This is a genomic window from Pseudomonas sp. P1_C12, assembly GCF_056406435.1.
Genome location: NZ_JBFUAE010000005.1, coordinates 17,094 through 30,490, shown reverse-complemented (window position 1 = coordinate 30,490; position 13,397 = coordinate 17,094). Strand labels below are relative to the sequence as shown.

At 59.6% G+C, this 13,397-nt stretch carries 12 protein-coding genes and 1 pseudogene; 3 read left to right on the top strand and 10 right to left on the bottom strand.

Annotated elements, in window-relative coordinates:
• Positions 1–114: 114 nt before the first annotated feature.
• Positions 115–1,521, top strand: a complete 1,407-nt coding sequence (locus AC1D19_RS10510; protein ID WP_477763159.1) for a DUF2252 domain-containing protein — start codon at positions 115–117, stop codon at positions 1,519–1,521.
• A 154-nt stretch (positions 1,522–1,675) separates the two neighbouring features.
• Here the strand turns inward: AC1D19_RS10510 and AC1D19_RS10505 are convergent, their stop codons facing one another.
• From AC1D19_RS10505 to pmrG, 3 genes are all read right to left on the bottom strand, one after another.
• The gene (locus AC1D19_RS10505) at positions 1,676–2,686 is read right to left on the bottom strand and encodes a metallophosphoesterase (protein ID WP_477763158.1); all 1,011 of its coding nucleotides are present in this window, start codon (positions 2,684–2,686) and stop codon (positions 1,676–1,678) included.
• A gap of 329 nt (positions 2,687–3,015) precedes the next feature.
• Positions 3,016–3,849, bottom strand: a complete 834-nt coding sequence (locus AC1D19_RS10500) for a phosphatase PAP2 family protein (RefSeq protein WP_477763157.1) — start codon at positions 3,847–3,849, stop codon at positions 3,016–3,018.
• A 34-nt stretch (positions 3,850–3,883) separates the two neighbouring features.
• Positions 3,884–4,555 carry a lipopolysaccharide core heptose(II)-phosphate phosphatase PmrG gene (gene pmrG / locus AC1D19_RS10495; protein WP_477760550.1) on the bottom strand — a complete coding sequence of 224 codons (672 nt, stop codon included), beginning with the start codon at positions 4,553–4,555 and terminating at the stop codon, positions 3,884–3,886.
• A gap of 259 nt (positions 4,556–4,814) precedes the next feature.
• Between pmrG and AC1D19_RS10490 the strand changes: the two are divergent.
• Positions 4,815–5,876 (top strand): annotated as a pseudogene (locus tag AC1D19_RS10490) (methyl-accepting chemotaxis protein); the annotation flags it as partial.
• Positions 5,871–6,734, top strand: coding sequence for a methyl-accepting chemotaxis protein (locus AC1D19_RS10485; protein WP_477763330.1), 864 nt, complete (start codon positions 5,871–5,873; stop codon positions 6,732–6,734). The pseudogene AC1D19_RS10490 and the gene AC1D19_RS10485, both read left to right, overlap by 6 nt.
• Before the next feature lie 73 nt (positions 6,735–6,807).
• On the opposite strand, the gene AC1D19_RS10480 is transcribed toward AC1D19_RS10485, so the two are convergent.
• The 7 genes from AC1D19_RS10480 to mdaB all read right to left on the bottom strand — a co-directional run bounded on the left by AC1D19_RS10480 (position 6,808) and on the right by mdaB (position 13,375).
• A complete protein-coding gene (locus AC1D19_RS10480; protein WP_218429176.1) occupies positions 6,808–7,113 on the bottom strand; it encodes a helix-turn-helix domain-containing protein in 306 nt (101 codons plus the stop codon).
• Positions 7,106–7,471, bottom strand: coding sequence for a type II toxin-antitoxin system RelE/ParE family toxin (locus AC1D19_RS10475; protein WP_477763156.1), 366 nt, complete (start codon positions 7,469–7,471; stop codon positions 7,106–7,108). The genes AC1D19_RS10480 and AC1D19_RS10475 overlap by 8 nt, the downstream gene beginning before the upstream one ends.
• 168 nt (positions 7,472–7,639) lie before the next feature.
• The gene (locus AC1D19_RS10470) at positions 7,640–9,097 is read right to left on the bottom strand and encodes an N-acyl-D-amino-acid deacylase family protein (RefSeq protein WP_477763155.1); all 1,458 of its coding nucleotides are present in this window, start codon (positions 9,095–9,097) and stop codon (positions 7,640–7,642) included.
• Between the two features lie 65 nt (positions 9,098–9,162).
• A complete protein-coding gene (locus AC1D19_RS10465) occupies positions 9,163–10,608 on the bottom strand; it encodes a SulP family inorganic anion transporter (protein WP_477763154.1) in 1,446 nt (481 codons plus the stop codon).
• A gap of 201 nt (positions 10,609–10,809) precedes the next feature.
• On the bottom strand, positions 10,810–11,703 hold the full coding sequence (locus AC1D19_RS10460; protein ID WP_477756487.1) for an NAD-dependent epimerase/dehydratase family protein: 894 nt from the start codon (positions 11,701–11,703) through the stop codon (positions 10,810–10,812).
• Positions 11,704–11,806: 103 nt separating this feature from the next.
• A complete protein-coding gene (locus AC1D19_RS10455; protein WP_477763153.1) occupies positions 11,807–12,718 on the bottom strand; it encodes a LysR family transcriptional regulator in 912 nt (303 codons plus the stop codon).
• A gap of 66 nt (positions 12,719–12,784) precedes the next feature.
• Positions 12,785–13,375, bottom strand: coding sequence for an NADPH:quinone oxidoreductase MdaB (gene mdaB, locus AC1D19_RS10450; RefSeq protein WP_477763152.1), 591 nt, complete (start codon positions 13,373–13,375; stop codon positions 12,785–12,787).
• Between the last annotated feature and the right edge of the window lie 22 nt (positions 13,376–13,397).

Genomic DNA, 13,397 nt, shown 5'->3' with positions numbered 1-13,397 from the left:
TCGAGTCGATGCCTGACAGACAGATTAGTCGCTGGGCAAACACTTCGGATGAACCCGCAAAGCCCTTCTACACTCAATTCGCAATCGTCCTATAACCCTGTCGAATAGGCCTCCATGACCACCCTCACCGACCGTTTGAAGCAAGGCAAGGATGCGCGCAAGAAGTGCTCCCGCAGTTCGCAAGCAGCCTTGGGTAAGGTCGACCGCGACCCAATACCGCTGATCAAGGCGTCGAGTGAAGGACGCGTCAAATCCCTGGTGGAGTTGCGCTACGGACGCATGCTGGTGTCACCATTCACCTTTTATCGCGGCAATGCGCTGCTGCAGGCCCACGACCTGGCGGGCACCTCGAGCATGGGGCTGGTATCGCCGATTTGCGGTGATAGCCACCTGATGAATTTCGGGGGATTCGCAACGCCTGAACGCAACCTGCTGTTCAGCGTCAACGACTTCGATGAGGCCCACCCCGGGCCGTGGGAGTGGGACTTGAAACGGCTGGTGGCGAGTTTCCTGGTGGCGGCTCGCGATCTGCGTCATGGGGAAACGGTTGAAGAAATGGTCTGCCATCAGGTCGTGGGCGCCTATCAGAAAACCATGCTCGAATGCGCCGAACAAAGTTCGCTGGAAACCTGGTACGAATCCATCAGCTATGACGACCTGCTGGCGCAGGCCAACAAAAGCACTCTGGAACATGTGCAACGCGCCGTCGAAAAGGCCGAACGTCGCACCCATGCCGAACTGCTGCCAAAAATCAGCGAACGCGACGCCCATGGTCGTCTGATCATTCGCGATGACCTGCCGGAAATTTTCCACCTGCACAAAAACACCACGCTGCTGGATGCCGATGATGACTGGTTGCGCCTCTCGGACTGGCGTCCGCTCTACGACACCTTCATGCGCGACTATCGCGGCACCCTGCAAGCGGACCGCCGTGATCTGGTGTCGCGTTTTCACGTTCAGGACATGGCGTTCAAAGTGGTGGGCGTGGGCAGTGTCGGCATCCGTTGCCTGGTGGCGCTGCTGACCGACGATCAGGAGTTCCCGCTGTTCCTGCAATTCAAGGAAGCGCGACGCTCGGTGCTCGCCGGCTACGTGAAGACCAGGTCGCGGGTGCGGCATGAAGGGCAGCGGGTGGTCGACGGGCAGCGATTGATGCAATCGGCCAGCGACCTGTTCCTCGGCTGGACCACCGGTCCCAGCGGGCGACATTTCTATGTGCGGCAATTGCGCGACATGAAAATCTCCGCGGAACTCGAGACCTTCGATGGCGACGCATTCGCCGCCTATGGCCGGCTCTGCGGCCGGGCCCTGGCTCGCGCCCATGCCAAGTCTTCCGGGCACGCGGCGGTGATCAGCGGCTACATTGGCAAGAGCGACGCACTGGCCGATGCGCTCTATAAATATGCCCAAGGCTATACCGAGCACAACGAGCGCGATTTCGAGCGGTTCCAGCAAGCCTGCCGCAAGGGCCGCTTGCGTGCCCGGTCGGAAGCTGACTTTGCCGCGGATCATTTGCCGTAGCGGTGTCGCAAGCTCTGGTACGGGGCATTGAGCGAGATGAATTTTTCTTCACCCCACCACCCCGCGCCAGCCTGTACATTTCGCTCGCTCATTCAAGAAACTACGGTTTGCCCGCTCTCCCGCGGGCTTTTTTTTGCCTGCGGGTTTGCGCCCATCACTGTGCCACCTGCGCGACGCTCCCTTGCGATGGCTCGGGCAGCAAACAGCCTTTGGCCATCCACTGGCAGTCTCTGACCCAGCGAAAGCCGGATTCCAGATCGCCGCGGTCGTTGTAATACCCCAGCCTGAGTTGAGTGGCGCTCAGATCGAGTTTGGCAAAACCAGCCCGCGAGTCAGTAAAGGTGCTATCCGGTGTTGGCGTTTGCAAGGCAGACAGCCTCTTGCCACCGGCCCCGGAAATCACCCAAGCGGGTTCGCCTGCACGCAACAGCAATTGCTGGTTGTGATCATGACCCGACAAAAGCAGATCGACGTGGTTGCGTTGCAACACTGGCAAGAGCCATGTGAGCAGATTCGACTCCTCGTCATGCTTGCCTTGATTGCGCACCGGGTGATGGGACGCGGCTATTCGCCATACCGGTGCCGGTCCGGGTGCCTGGTACGCCTGATCGATCAAGTCGATTTGCTGCTGCAAACTCTCACGTGGCGCCGAGGTGTCGAGGAATACCATCCGCACCAATGGCCGCCCGTCAACGTCACCGAAATCCTTGACGTAGAAATTCGCCGGCATATGCCAACGGCCCGATCCCTTGTGCTGTTGGCCGTACTCGATCTCGTATTTTTGCGACACCGGGTAATCGTGGTTGCCCAGCACCGCGTAGAACGGCACATGGCTGAGCCAATGACCCCAATAGACACGCTCGAATCGGGTTTCCCAGTGGAGATCGTGGGTGCTGGTCAATGGCTTGCCATAGAAGTTGTCGCCGAGGAAAACCACCATGTCCAGGCGCCCCTCTTTGGACGCAACCCGCTCCATGGCTTGCCCCACCCGCCACTGTTGCAAGTCACCGCTGCCCTGATCGCCCACCGCGATCATCGACACCGATGCAGGGTCCAGACCATTCAACGGAACGTACGGCGATGGCGGCGTAAACAGCCAGTAACCACCGGCCGCCAGTAGAAGAGCGAAGGCAATACCAAAGCCAAGCGCGATCCTCCGGAGCACCAACCGTTTTGCAGAAATCGAGGTGGAATTTGTGCGCTTCAATCAGGAACTCACTGGGCTTGGAAAGCCAGACAGGGTGGCGAAATGAAGGTCGACCTTCACCCTCAATAGATCACAGCAGTTGTTCACGATTTGTTAAGAAATCGTTCCGTACACTTTTTTCCAGCCTGTTTTTTTGGCCTTCCTTTTCCGGTAGCCAGAAGTTATGTCGCGCCCTGTCCCATCGTTGATCGCAGTCGCACACAAACCCTGAGCTCACTGGAGGTTTCCTCGGGCAAGAAAAAACCCGCCGCCCTTTCGGGTTGCGGGTTTCACCGTTCAAAGCGGACTCAATTCACTGGTTCAGTCTGAGTCGCCGGTACCGGTTTTTGCGATTTGGAGAGCACCGGCTGTTCCAGCCTCGCTCGCCCGTAAAACGCCAGCGCCGTCAGCAAACACGCCAGCCACACAAAGATCCCGGCCCAGAGGGTGTGGGACATGTAGTGCCAGCCTTGCAGCACCCGCGTTGTGCCGTAGATGAAACCGAGGGTCAGCGAGCCGTACATGATCGCTTTGGAATAGCGCCAGCGATAACGGCGAGCCACGAAGTACAACGCCAGCATGGTGAACCCGCCCGATGCGTGTCCGCCCGGCCAGCAGCGACCGTCACCGGCGACTTTCAGCAGGTCGAAATTCTCATACCACTCAACGTGCTCCTTTTTGCCGCCGTACTGGGTCGTCTCGATCGGGCAATACACGCTGGTGTGGCCCTTGAGGTAGTGAATGACCCCGGTGCTGATGGAAAACGCGAACACCACGTAGAGAAAATCGCGACGGTGCCGGGTGGCAAAGCGCAGCACCGGTGCGACTTTGATTTTCTCCAGGAAAGCGATGATTTTCGAATGTTTTTCGGCCTTCAGGCGCGGCCAGAGAAATGACAGCAAGGCACCGATAATCGCAATTTCGCCGGTCCAGTTGGGAATGATCCGCGCCCATTTATGGGTGATTTTTTCGAACAGATGGACATGGTCCAACGGGTACGTCTGCGTTACCGGATCAAAAAAGTAATTGTTGAAGGCGATGTCGATGCTGGTCATGTCGAACATCAGAAACACCACGACCGCGCAGGCCAGCGGAATACCGAAATTCACCCAGTAAAAGCGGTAGCGAGAAGCGGTCAGCATTGTGAATCCTGATTAAAAAAGAGAAGGAAAAAACTCAATGAGTGCTCACCGAGCTCCAGTCGGAAGCGTCGATGAAGCCAAGCAAGCGCGGAGTCTGCGGGGTTTCGGCGGAAATAAACAGTGAAGCGCCATAACCCAGGGTCGAAGTCGGTAACTTGAGGTCTTTTTCCAGTTGCTCCATGCACTCGCTGTGGGTCACCAGAATCAGGTTACGCCCAGCCACTTTATGCCCAAGCGTGTCGCGCAGCATGGTGCCCTTGCAACTGATCAGCCAGTTTTCACCCGTGCCAACCTTGTTGAACATGAAGTTGGCGGTCTGCGCTGTACGCAATATCGGGCTGTTGTAGATATCGGCCTTGTCCAGGCCCAGGTGCTTGAACTGTGCCCCGAGGCTCTCGGCAACACTGCGAGAGCGCTCGGTAATGCCATCGTTGCCGATCAGGCAAGGCGCCGAGGAGTGATCGCAGCGCTCGACGTGACGCACCAGCACGATCATGTCGCCCTTGGCCCATCCCGTCATCAAAGCCTGTGCACCGGCTAAATTGCCGTGAGCCAGGTCCGGTGCGGTGGCGGGACGTAACAAAAATACGGTCAGCGGGATGACCAGCAGCGCCGAGGCCAACACCACGGCGGCATTGCGATAGCGAGCATAGCGGTTCAGATCGATCGAGCGTTTTTTCCCGAAAAGACTCAGTCTCAATTCCACATCAAGCCGCCTCACCGGCACGCAACACCTCATTAGATCCCGAAAGGCTAAAGAAACGTGCGTTGCCGGCGAGTGAAAGACATGTGAAAAAAAGCTTAAAGCATTGTAAAAACCTTGTTACAGAATCCGCCGCACAAAAACCTTTCAGCTCCCGGGATTGCTGCCGATACATCCTGCTTACACAGCTTGGCGGCCCCCAAAAAAAACAATCTTCCAGCCAACCGACGATAGAGAAGCACTAAGTTCCTGGAGGAATGTGATGAATAGCTGGTTCGGCAACATCAGCGTGAACCTGAAACTGGGCCTGGGATTTGGCCTGGTCCTGGCACTGACCTGCATCCTCGCTCTGACCGGCTGGACCAGCCTGGGCGGGTTGATCGACCGCAGTAACTGGATGAGCGACATCACCCAGCTCAACGCCGGCCTGACCAAGCTGCGCGTGGTTCGCCTGCAATACATGCTGACCAACGGCGACGAAACCGCCGCACAGAGCGTGCAGACCACCCTCGACGCCTTCTTGGCCCAGCAGCAAGCCCTGCTGGCGAAGTTCAAGAGCCCGGAAAACCTCAAGCTGCTGCGAGAGCAAGGCGCCGTCATCGACGCCTACAAGACGTCCCTGGGCAAGATGCGCAGCGCCTATCGCGCCGGCAACAGCGCCCGCGACGCCATGAGTGCCAACGCCGAAACCGCCAACACGCTGATCAATGACATCAATACCCGCGTGCAGCAAATGCCGCTGAGCGACCAGCGCTTCGAACAGTTCCAGACCATTACGGCTGCAAAGGAGGCGTTCCTCCTGGCCCGATACGAAGTGCGTGGCTACACCGCCAGTACCGATGCCGAGACAGAGCAAAAAGCCGTCGGCCAACTGGACGCCGCCATTGCCAGCCTGAAACCGCTGAATGCGCATTTCGCCGATTCGCAGCAAGACGCCCTGCGTCAGCTGGAAACGGCGCTTGGCAACTATAGCGGTGCCTTGCAGGCCTACAAGGCCGCCAGCAATGACGCGGTGCAAGCGCGCAAGGAAATGACCGACCAGGGTGCCGCCATCGTGGCCCAGAGCGATCAGCTGTATCAGACTCAGCTCGATCGCCGTGACGCCGAAAGCGCCCAGGCGCGCACCCTGCAACTGATCAGCACATTACTGGCGTTGCTGGTGGGCATCATTGCCGCCGTGGTCATCACTCGCCAGATTACCCGTCCACTGCGCGAAACCCTGGCGGTGGTCGATCGCATCGCCAGCGGTGACCTGTCCCAGAACGTGGTGGTCAGCCGTCGCGATGAACTCGGCGTGTTGCAGCAAGGCATTGCGCGCATGGGCGTGACCCTGCGCGACTTGATCAGCGGCATCCGCGATGGCGTGACCCAAATCGCCAGCGCCGCCGAAGAGCTGTCGGCTGTGACCGAACAGACCAGTGCCGGGGTCAACAGCCAGAAAGTCGAGACCGATCAGGTGGCCACCGCCATGCACGAGATGACCGCCACGGTGCAGGAAGTCGCGCGCAACGCCGAAGAAGCCTCGCAAGCCGCTGCGGCGGCGGATGGCGAAGCCCGTGTAGGTGACAAAGTGGTCAACGAAGCCATCGCCCAGATCGAGCGTCTGGCCCGCGAAGTGGTGCGTTCCACCGAGGCCATGAGCGTGCTGCAACGGGAAAGTGACAAGATCGGCAGCGTCATGGACGTGATCAAGGCCGTGGCCGAACAGACCAACCTGCTGGCGCTCAACGCCGCCATCGAAGCGGCCCGTGCCGGTGAAGCCGGTCGTGGTTTTGCCGTGGTGGCCGACGAGGTCCGCGGCCTGGCCCAGCGCACGCAAAAATCCACCGAGGAAATCGAAGGCCTGGTGGCCGGCTTGCAGAACGGCACGCAACAAGTGTCGGCGGTGATGAACAACAGCCGCACGCTCACCGACAGCAGCGTGGCCCTGACCCGCAAGGCCGGCGAGTCGCTGGAGAACATCACCCGCACGGTGTCCAGCATCCAGTCGATGAACCAGCAGATCGCCGCCGCTGCCGAACAACAAAGCGCCGTGGCCGAAGAGATCAGCCGCAGCATCATCAACGTGCGCGACGTGTCTGAACAGACGGCTGCTGCGAGTGATGAAACGGCTGCGTCGAGTGTTGAACTGGCGCGGTTGGGGAATCAGTTGCAGATGATGGTGAGTCACTTCAGGGTCTAGGCCGAACACGTCAGCGCGTTGCCAGGAAGCCCTTTGAATAAAGGGCTTCTCTCATTCCAGGCAGTCGAGCTGCCTATTTGGCGAAGTTTTCGATTTTTACCTGGCCTTCAGGAAAGGTGGCGATGATTTCCAACTCGCCACCCATCGCGCGGATGTAGTTGCGCAAGGTGCTGATGTACATGTCTGTGCGCCGTTCCATTTTTGAGATTGCCGCCTGGTTGATGTGCAGGGCCTTGGCCAATGTTTCCTGGCTCAGTTCCTGGGCTTTTCGAAGCTCATGCAGAGGCATTTCTTTCAAGTGTTGTCGGAGCAACTGCTCTGCATCGGCACGTGACTCAGGCGACATGCGTGCTTGAAGCTCAGCGAATTTTTTAGCCATCGTTGCGGCCCTCTTTACCCAGTGTTTCCAAATGTTCGTCATACAGCTTTTCGGCCACGGGGACATGAACTTCATACCAGCGATCCTGACCAGTCTTATCGCCACCGATCAGCAATAACGCACATCGACGCGGATCAAATGCATACAACACGCGATAAGGGCGACCACCATGCTGTATCCGCAGCTCTCGGAGATTGCCATGTCGCGAACCCTTGATGTCGCTGCTGTGGGGAAATCCGAGACCCGGTCCGAAGAGCTCCGGCAAGTCGACATTCGCCGATACTGAAGCCTGCTCCTTTTCATTCAGATTGCCCCACCAATCGCCAAATTCATCCGTGTATTCAACGTCCCATTTCATACAAATATGCCACCTGCGGAATATAACCTCAAGGGAATAACTGTATGAGTTTCAGCGACCCTTCGACTAGCCTTGAGCCTCCACACAATTGTTAATGATGATTGCTGGTGGAACCTGGATGTCGTCGAGTTCTAGAGGGCGCGCGAGTGCTGGCGCAGTCCTTGAAACTCACTGAAACCCCGTACGCAAATCCCCTTCCCGTGCCAGGAACCGCCCTTCCCTGCGCCCGTTGGCCTGACCATCGCGGTAGCTCAACACACCGTTGACCCATACGCCCTCGATACCTTGTGCCGCCTGCTGCGGATCGTTGAAGTCGGCGATATCGCGGATGGTTGCCGGATCGAACAACACCAGGTCCGCCCAATGACCTTCGCGGATTTCGCCGCGTTCCTTCAAACCGAAGCGCGCCGCCGATAGCCCGGTCATTTTGTGCACGGCGGTGTGCAGCGGGAACAATCCTACGTCACGGCTGAAATGTCCGAGCACCCGGGGGAATGCGCCCCACAAGCGTGGGTGCGGAAACGGGTCTTCCGGCAAGCCGTCGGAGCCGACCATCGACAGCGGATGCGCGAGGATTCTGCGCACATCCGCCTCATCCATTCCGTAGTACACCGCACCGGCCGGTTGCAGTTGGCGAGCGGCCTCCAGCAACGGCACATTCCATTCGGCGGCGATGTCCATCAGGTCGCGGCCGCCCATTTCCGGGTGCGGGGTCGACCAGGTGATGGTGATACGGTGGGCATCGGTCACCTGCTTGAGGTCCAGGGTCGATGAGCTCGCGGCGTAGGGATAACAGTCGCAACCGACCGGGTGGGTTTTCGCTGCCTGTTCGAGGGACGCCAACAGTTGCGGACTACGCCCCCAGTTGCCGGCACCGGCACACTTGAGGTGGGAAATGATCACCGGGCTTTGTGCATGGCGACCGATCTGGAAGGCCTCGTCCATGGCCTCCAGCACCGGTTCGAATTCGCTGCGCAAATGGGTGGTGTAGACCGCCCCGAACGCGGTCAACTCTTCGGTCAGTTGCATCACTTCGTCGGTGGATGCCGAGAAGGCGCTGGCATAGGCAAGACCGGTGGACAGGCCCAGCGCACCGGCCTCAAGGCTTTCGCGCAGTTGCTCGCGCATCGCGCTGATTTCATCGGCACTGGCGGTACGAAACAGGTCGTCCAGATGATTGCTGCGCAACGCCGTGTGGCCGACCAACGCAGCAACGTTCAGCGTGGTGTTCGCCGCTTCGACCGCCGCGCGGTAATCGCGGAAGGTCGGATAAACGAACGCCGCAGCCGTACCGAGCAGGTTCATCGGGTCCGGCGGATCGCCACGCAAACTCACCGGCGAAGCACTGATCCCGCAGTTGCCGACGATCACCGTGGTCACGCCCTGGCTGAGCTTGGGCAGCATCTGCGGCTGACGAATCACAACGGTGTCGTCATGGGTGTGCACGTCGATGAAACCCGGCGCCAGCACATGGCCCTGCGCGTCGATTTCCTCGCTGGCGTGGGCATCGCGCAAGTCGCCAATACGCTCGATGCGCCCGTCGAGAATGGCCACGTCGGCGGGGTAACCGGGGCTGTTGCTGCCATCGATGATCAGGGCGTTGCGAATCAGCGTGTCGTACAGCATGTCAGTCTCCCAGCGGTAACTGATCGTCGCCGCCGCGGTATTCGTCGAGGACGAGTTTATTACGCTCAGTCGTGTTGCATCCTGGCGCGTTTGAGCAATTTCTTGCAACGCTCGGACAAATGCAGCACCCGCAGATGCTTGCCGGCCTTGGCGTAGCGCTCGCGCAAGGTGCCCAGCGCGGCGATGGCCGAGTAGTCGACAAAACTCAGATGCTGGCAATCCAGCGTCACTTGCACCGGGTCATTGGCCGTATCGAACTGATTGAGAAACGGTGTGGTCGAGGCGAAGAACAGCGTGCCATGCACCCGGTACAGCTTAGTGCCGTCGTTCTCCAGGTGGCTGTCGGCATACAGCTGACGGGCCTGCTGCCAGGCAAAGTTCAGCGCCGCAATGATGATGCCGCAGAGCACCGCAATGGCCAGATCGGTGAGAACGGTAATCACCGTCACCGCGATGATCACCAGCACGTCATTCAGCGGCACTTTGTTCATCACCCGCAACGAGGCCCAGGCGAAGGTCTGTTGCGACACCACGAACATCACCCCGACCAGCGCGGCCAATGGAATGCGCTCGATCAGCGGCGAGAGAAACAGAATGAACAGCAGGATCGACACCCCGGCCACCAACCCGGACAAGCGCCCGCGCCCGCCAGAACTGAGGTTGATCACGGTCTGGCCGATCATCGCGCACCCGCCCATGCCGCCGAACGCACCGGACACCAGATTCGCCGCCCCCAGCGCCACGCACTCGCGATCCGGGTAACCACGGCTCTCGGTGATTTCGTCGGTGAGGTTCAGGGTCAACAGGGTTTCCAGCAACCCGACCAGCGCCATCAGGATCGCATAGGGCGCGATGATCCGCAGGGTGTCCAGATTCCACGCGATGTCCGGCAGCGCCAGCGTCGGCAAGCCACCGGCAATGTGCGCCATGTCGCCCAAGGTGCGGGTCGGCAGGCCAAGCAGATACACCGCCAGGCCCACACCGAGAATCGCCACCAGCGCCGGCGGCACGGTACGGGTCAGGCGCGGCAGCACATAGACAACGGCCATGGTCACCGCGACCAGCCCGAGCATCATGTACAGCGGCGTACCGCTCAACCAGGCCTCACCGCTCTTGAAGTGCTCCAGTTGCGCCAAGGCAATGATGATCGCCAGGCCGTTGACGAAGCCGAGCATCACCGGGTGCGGCACCATGCGCACCAGCTTGCCGAGCTTGAGCAGTCCGAACGCCATCATGATCAGCCCACCCAGCAACACCGTGGCCAGCAAGTACTGCACGCCGTGTTGCACCACCAGCGCGACGATCACCACCGCCATCGAGCCGGCCGCGCCGGACACCATGCCGGGTCGCCCGCCGAACAGCGCGGTCAGGGTGCAGATGATGAACGCGCCATAGAGCCCCATCAGCGGATTGAGATGCGCCACCAGCGCGAAAGCGATGCATTCGGGCAACAGGGCGAAGGACGTGGTAAGTCCGGCCAGGACATCGGCTCGGAGATGTTTTGGTTTCATGGAGGACCGCATGCAGGGGAAGCAGGAAAAGAGTGTGCGGATGTTACGGAATCAGAGGCAGCCCGGCCAGCAGATGGGCCAGTGGAAACGCAATCGCGAGCAGGCTCACTCCTACATTTAACCGCGTTCCATCAGAAGGAATGCAATCAAATGTAGGAGTGAGCCTGCTCGCGATGAACGATAACGCGGTCTAAAGCGAGCTCACACCATCTCGCCGCGAATCCACTCAACCACCGAAGTGCGCTTCGGCACCCAGCCCAACAATTCCCGAGCCTGTTTGCCGCGCACCCGACTGTTGGAGCCAAGGCCATAGTTGGCCATTTCATAGCCCCACTCGGCTTCCGCGTCCTTGAGCGGCCAGTCCTGCGGTTCGCCCAGGTTCAGCGCCTGGGCCATCGCGGTGGTCATGTCGATGAACGACGCTTCACCGCTTTCAACGAAGTAGAAGGTGCCGGGTACGTTTTCAGTCAGCGCCAGCAGGTACAGGGAAACCACGTCTTCGATGTGCACATTGGACCAGATGTTCCGGCCCTTGCCGACATGGCGTACCACGCCGCTTTTGCGCGCCTGTTTGAGCAGGCGCGGCAACTGCACGCTGTCGCGATGGACGCCCAGGCTGTGACCGTAGATCAGCGTGTTGCAGATCACCGCCGAATTCACCCCATCCATGGCCGCCGCCAGGATCAGATTATCGATGGCCACGCGCGCAGCCTTGTCGACGGTCGGCTCCGGCAGATTGTCTTCGAAGTAGATGACATCACTGGACTTACCGCCCGAAGCATCACCGACGATGCTCGAACCGCTGGTGTGCAGGAACACTTTGCCAGCACCGCGCAGGGCATCGAGCAGAGCTTCCACCGCACCACGATGATCACTGCTGGCCGCGTTGATCACCGCGTCGGCAGCCAGCGCCTGATCGGCCAACAGGGCATGGTCTTCCAGACTGCCCACCACCGGAGAAATGCCCAGTGCGCGCAGTTCATCGGCTTGTTCGGCGCTGCGTACCAGACCGGTGACGTTGTGGCCGGCCTGGACCAGGCCCGTGGCGATGGAGCCGCCGATAAAACCGGCAGCACCGGTAACGAATACGTTCATGGAGAAACTCCCTGCGATGATTGGTGATGCAAGGAGTATCAAGGAGCGATCACTGCCGAAAAATGCCCTCTGACCCAATTCACTTTTGCGCAGGAATCACGAATCAGCCCTTGAAATCTGCGCTCGCATAATCCACCAACTTGCCCTGGATAAAGTCCAGGAAGCATTGAATCCGCAGGGCCAGCTGCGAATTGCGGTAGTACACCGCGTTGATCGGCTGGCGATAGCCGCTGTTGAATTCGGCCAACAACACTTTCAAGCGCCCGGCACGAATGTCCTCGATGGTCATGAAATGCGACAGGCTGGCGATGCCCTGGCCGTCCAGTGCGAGATGGCGGATGGTCTCGCCGCTGGAGGCGCTGATCGATGCCTGGATCGGCCAGCGATCGCCATGCACGTAACGCAGCGGCCATTGGTTGAGGCCTTCGTTCTGGGTGAACCCCAGTAACGTATGGTGGGCCAGGTCAGCCACGACTTGCGGCGTGCCATGCTTTTCCAGATACGCCGGACTGGCGACGATGTGCAGCGGGCTGCAACCCAGGGAGCGGGCATGCAATGTCGAGTCGGTCAAGGTGCCGATGCGGATGGCGATGTCGGTGCCCTGCTCCAGCAGGTCGATGATCAAGTCATTGCTGTTGAGTTCGAGCTGGATGTCCGGGTAAAGCCTGCGGAACTCATCGATGTAGGGCACGATGGCGTGCAGCATGAAAGGCGATGCCGCGTTGATCCGCAGCCGCCCGGACGGCGTTTGCTGGCGTGAGGACAGGCGCTCCTCGAGTTCGTCCATCTGATCGAGAATCCGCTTGGCGTGCTCGAAGAAGTACTTGCCCTCTTCGGTCAGGTCCATGCGCCGCGTGGTGCGATTGATCAGCGTGGTGTCGAGCTTGGCCTCCAGCCGCGACAGCGTGCGACTGACCGCCGAAGGCGTTTGCCCGACCTGCTCGGCCGCCGCAGAAATCGACCCGCATTCAATCACGCAGACGAAAATCTGCAATTCATCGGATCTGGCTTTCACGTGTGTCCTCGTTTGCGAATCGGCGCTGCGATCTTCCTGGCCGTTGCATCGGATAGTAGCCGAGCGTTAAGCCTTGAGGCCAAACACCTCAGCCAAATGCTGCTCATAACGCGCCACGTCGCCTTCGATGTTCGGGCGCTTCATCACGTCCACGCAGAGGAACGTCGGCAACCCGGTCATGCCAAGGAACTCGTTGGCCTTGTGGAACGGGAAGTACACCGCGTCCACGCCTTTGGCCTCGAAGAAATCGGTCGGATCGTCGAAGGCTTGATGCGGGGCGTTCCAGGTCAGCGACAACATGTATTGCTTGCCGTGAATCAGGCCGCCGCTGCCGTATTTCTGCGAGGCGTCGGAGCGAGTGCGACCGTCGCTGGCATAGAGGCTGCCATGGCCTTCGGTAAAGACTTCATCGATGTACTTCTTCACGGTCCACGGCGCGCCCATCCACCAGCCGGGCATCTGGTAGATGATCACGTCGGCCCAGAGGAACTTGGCCACTTCTTCGGCGACGTCGTAGCCCTCGTCGATGAAGGTGGTTTTGACATCCACGCCGCCGCGATCCAGCACGCTCAACGCGACTTCATGCAGGGTGGTGTTGTAGCGGCCGTCGGAGTGCGCAAATTTTTTGCCGCCATTGAGCAACAGGACTTTTTTCATGAGAGATCTCGGGAAGGGTCGG

Bases quoted from the DNA above. Each gene is read 5' to 3' on its own strand.
- AC1D19_RS10510 (WP_477763159.1), top strand. From the start codon at position 115: ATGACCACCCTCACCGACCGTTTGAAGCAAGGCAAGGATGCGCGCAAG.
- AC1D19_RS10500 (WP_477763157.1), bottom strand. From the start codon at position 3,849: ATGCTGACCGCTTCTCGCTACCGCTTTTACTGGGTGAATTTCGGTATT.
- AC1D19_RS10485 (WP_477763330.1), top strand. From the start codon at position 5,871: ATGGGCGTGACCCTGCGCGACTTGATCAGCGGCATCCGCGATGGCGTG.
- AC1D19_RS10480 (WP_218429176.1), bottom strand. From the start codon at position 7,113: ATGGCTAAAAAATTCGCTGAGCTTCAAGCACGCATGTCGCCTGAGTCA.
- AC1D19_RS10475 (WP_477763156.1), bottom strand. From the start codon at position 7,471: ATGAAATGGGACGTTGAATACACGGATGAATTTGGCGATTGGTGGGGC.
- AC1D19_RS10470 (WP_477763155.1), bottom strand. From the start codon at position 9,097: ATGCTGTACGACACGCTGATTCGCAACGCCCTGATCATCGATGGCAGC.
- AC1D19_RS10465 (WP_477763154.1), bottom strand. From the start codon at position 10,608: ATGAAACCAAAACATCTCCGAGCCGATGTCCTGGCCGGACTTACCACG.
- AC1D19_RS10460 (WP_477756487.1), bottom strand. From the start codon at position 11,703: ATGAACGTATTCGTTACCGGTGCTGCCGGTTTTATCGGCGGCTCCATC.
- mdaB (WP_477763152.1), bottom strand. From the start codon at position 13,375: ATGAAAAAAGTCCTGTTGCTCAATGGCGGCAAAAAATTTGCGCACTCC.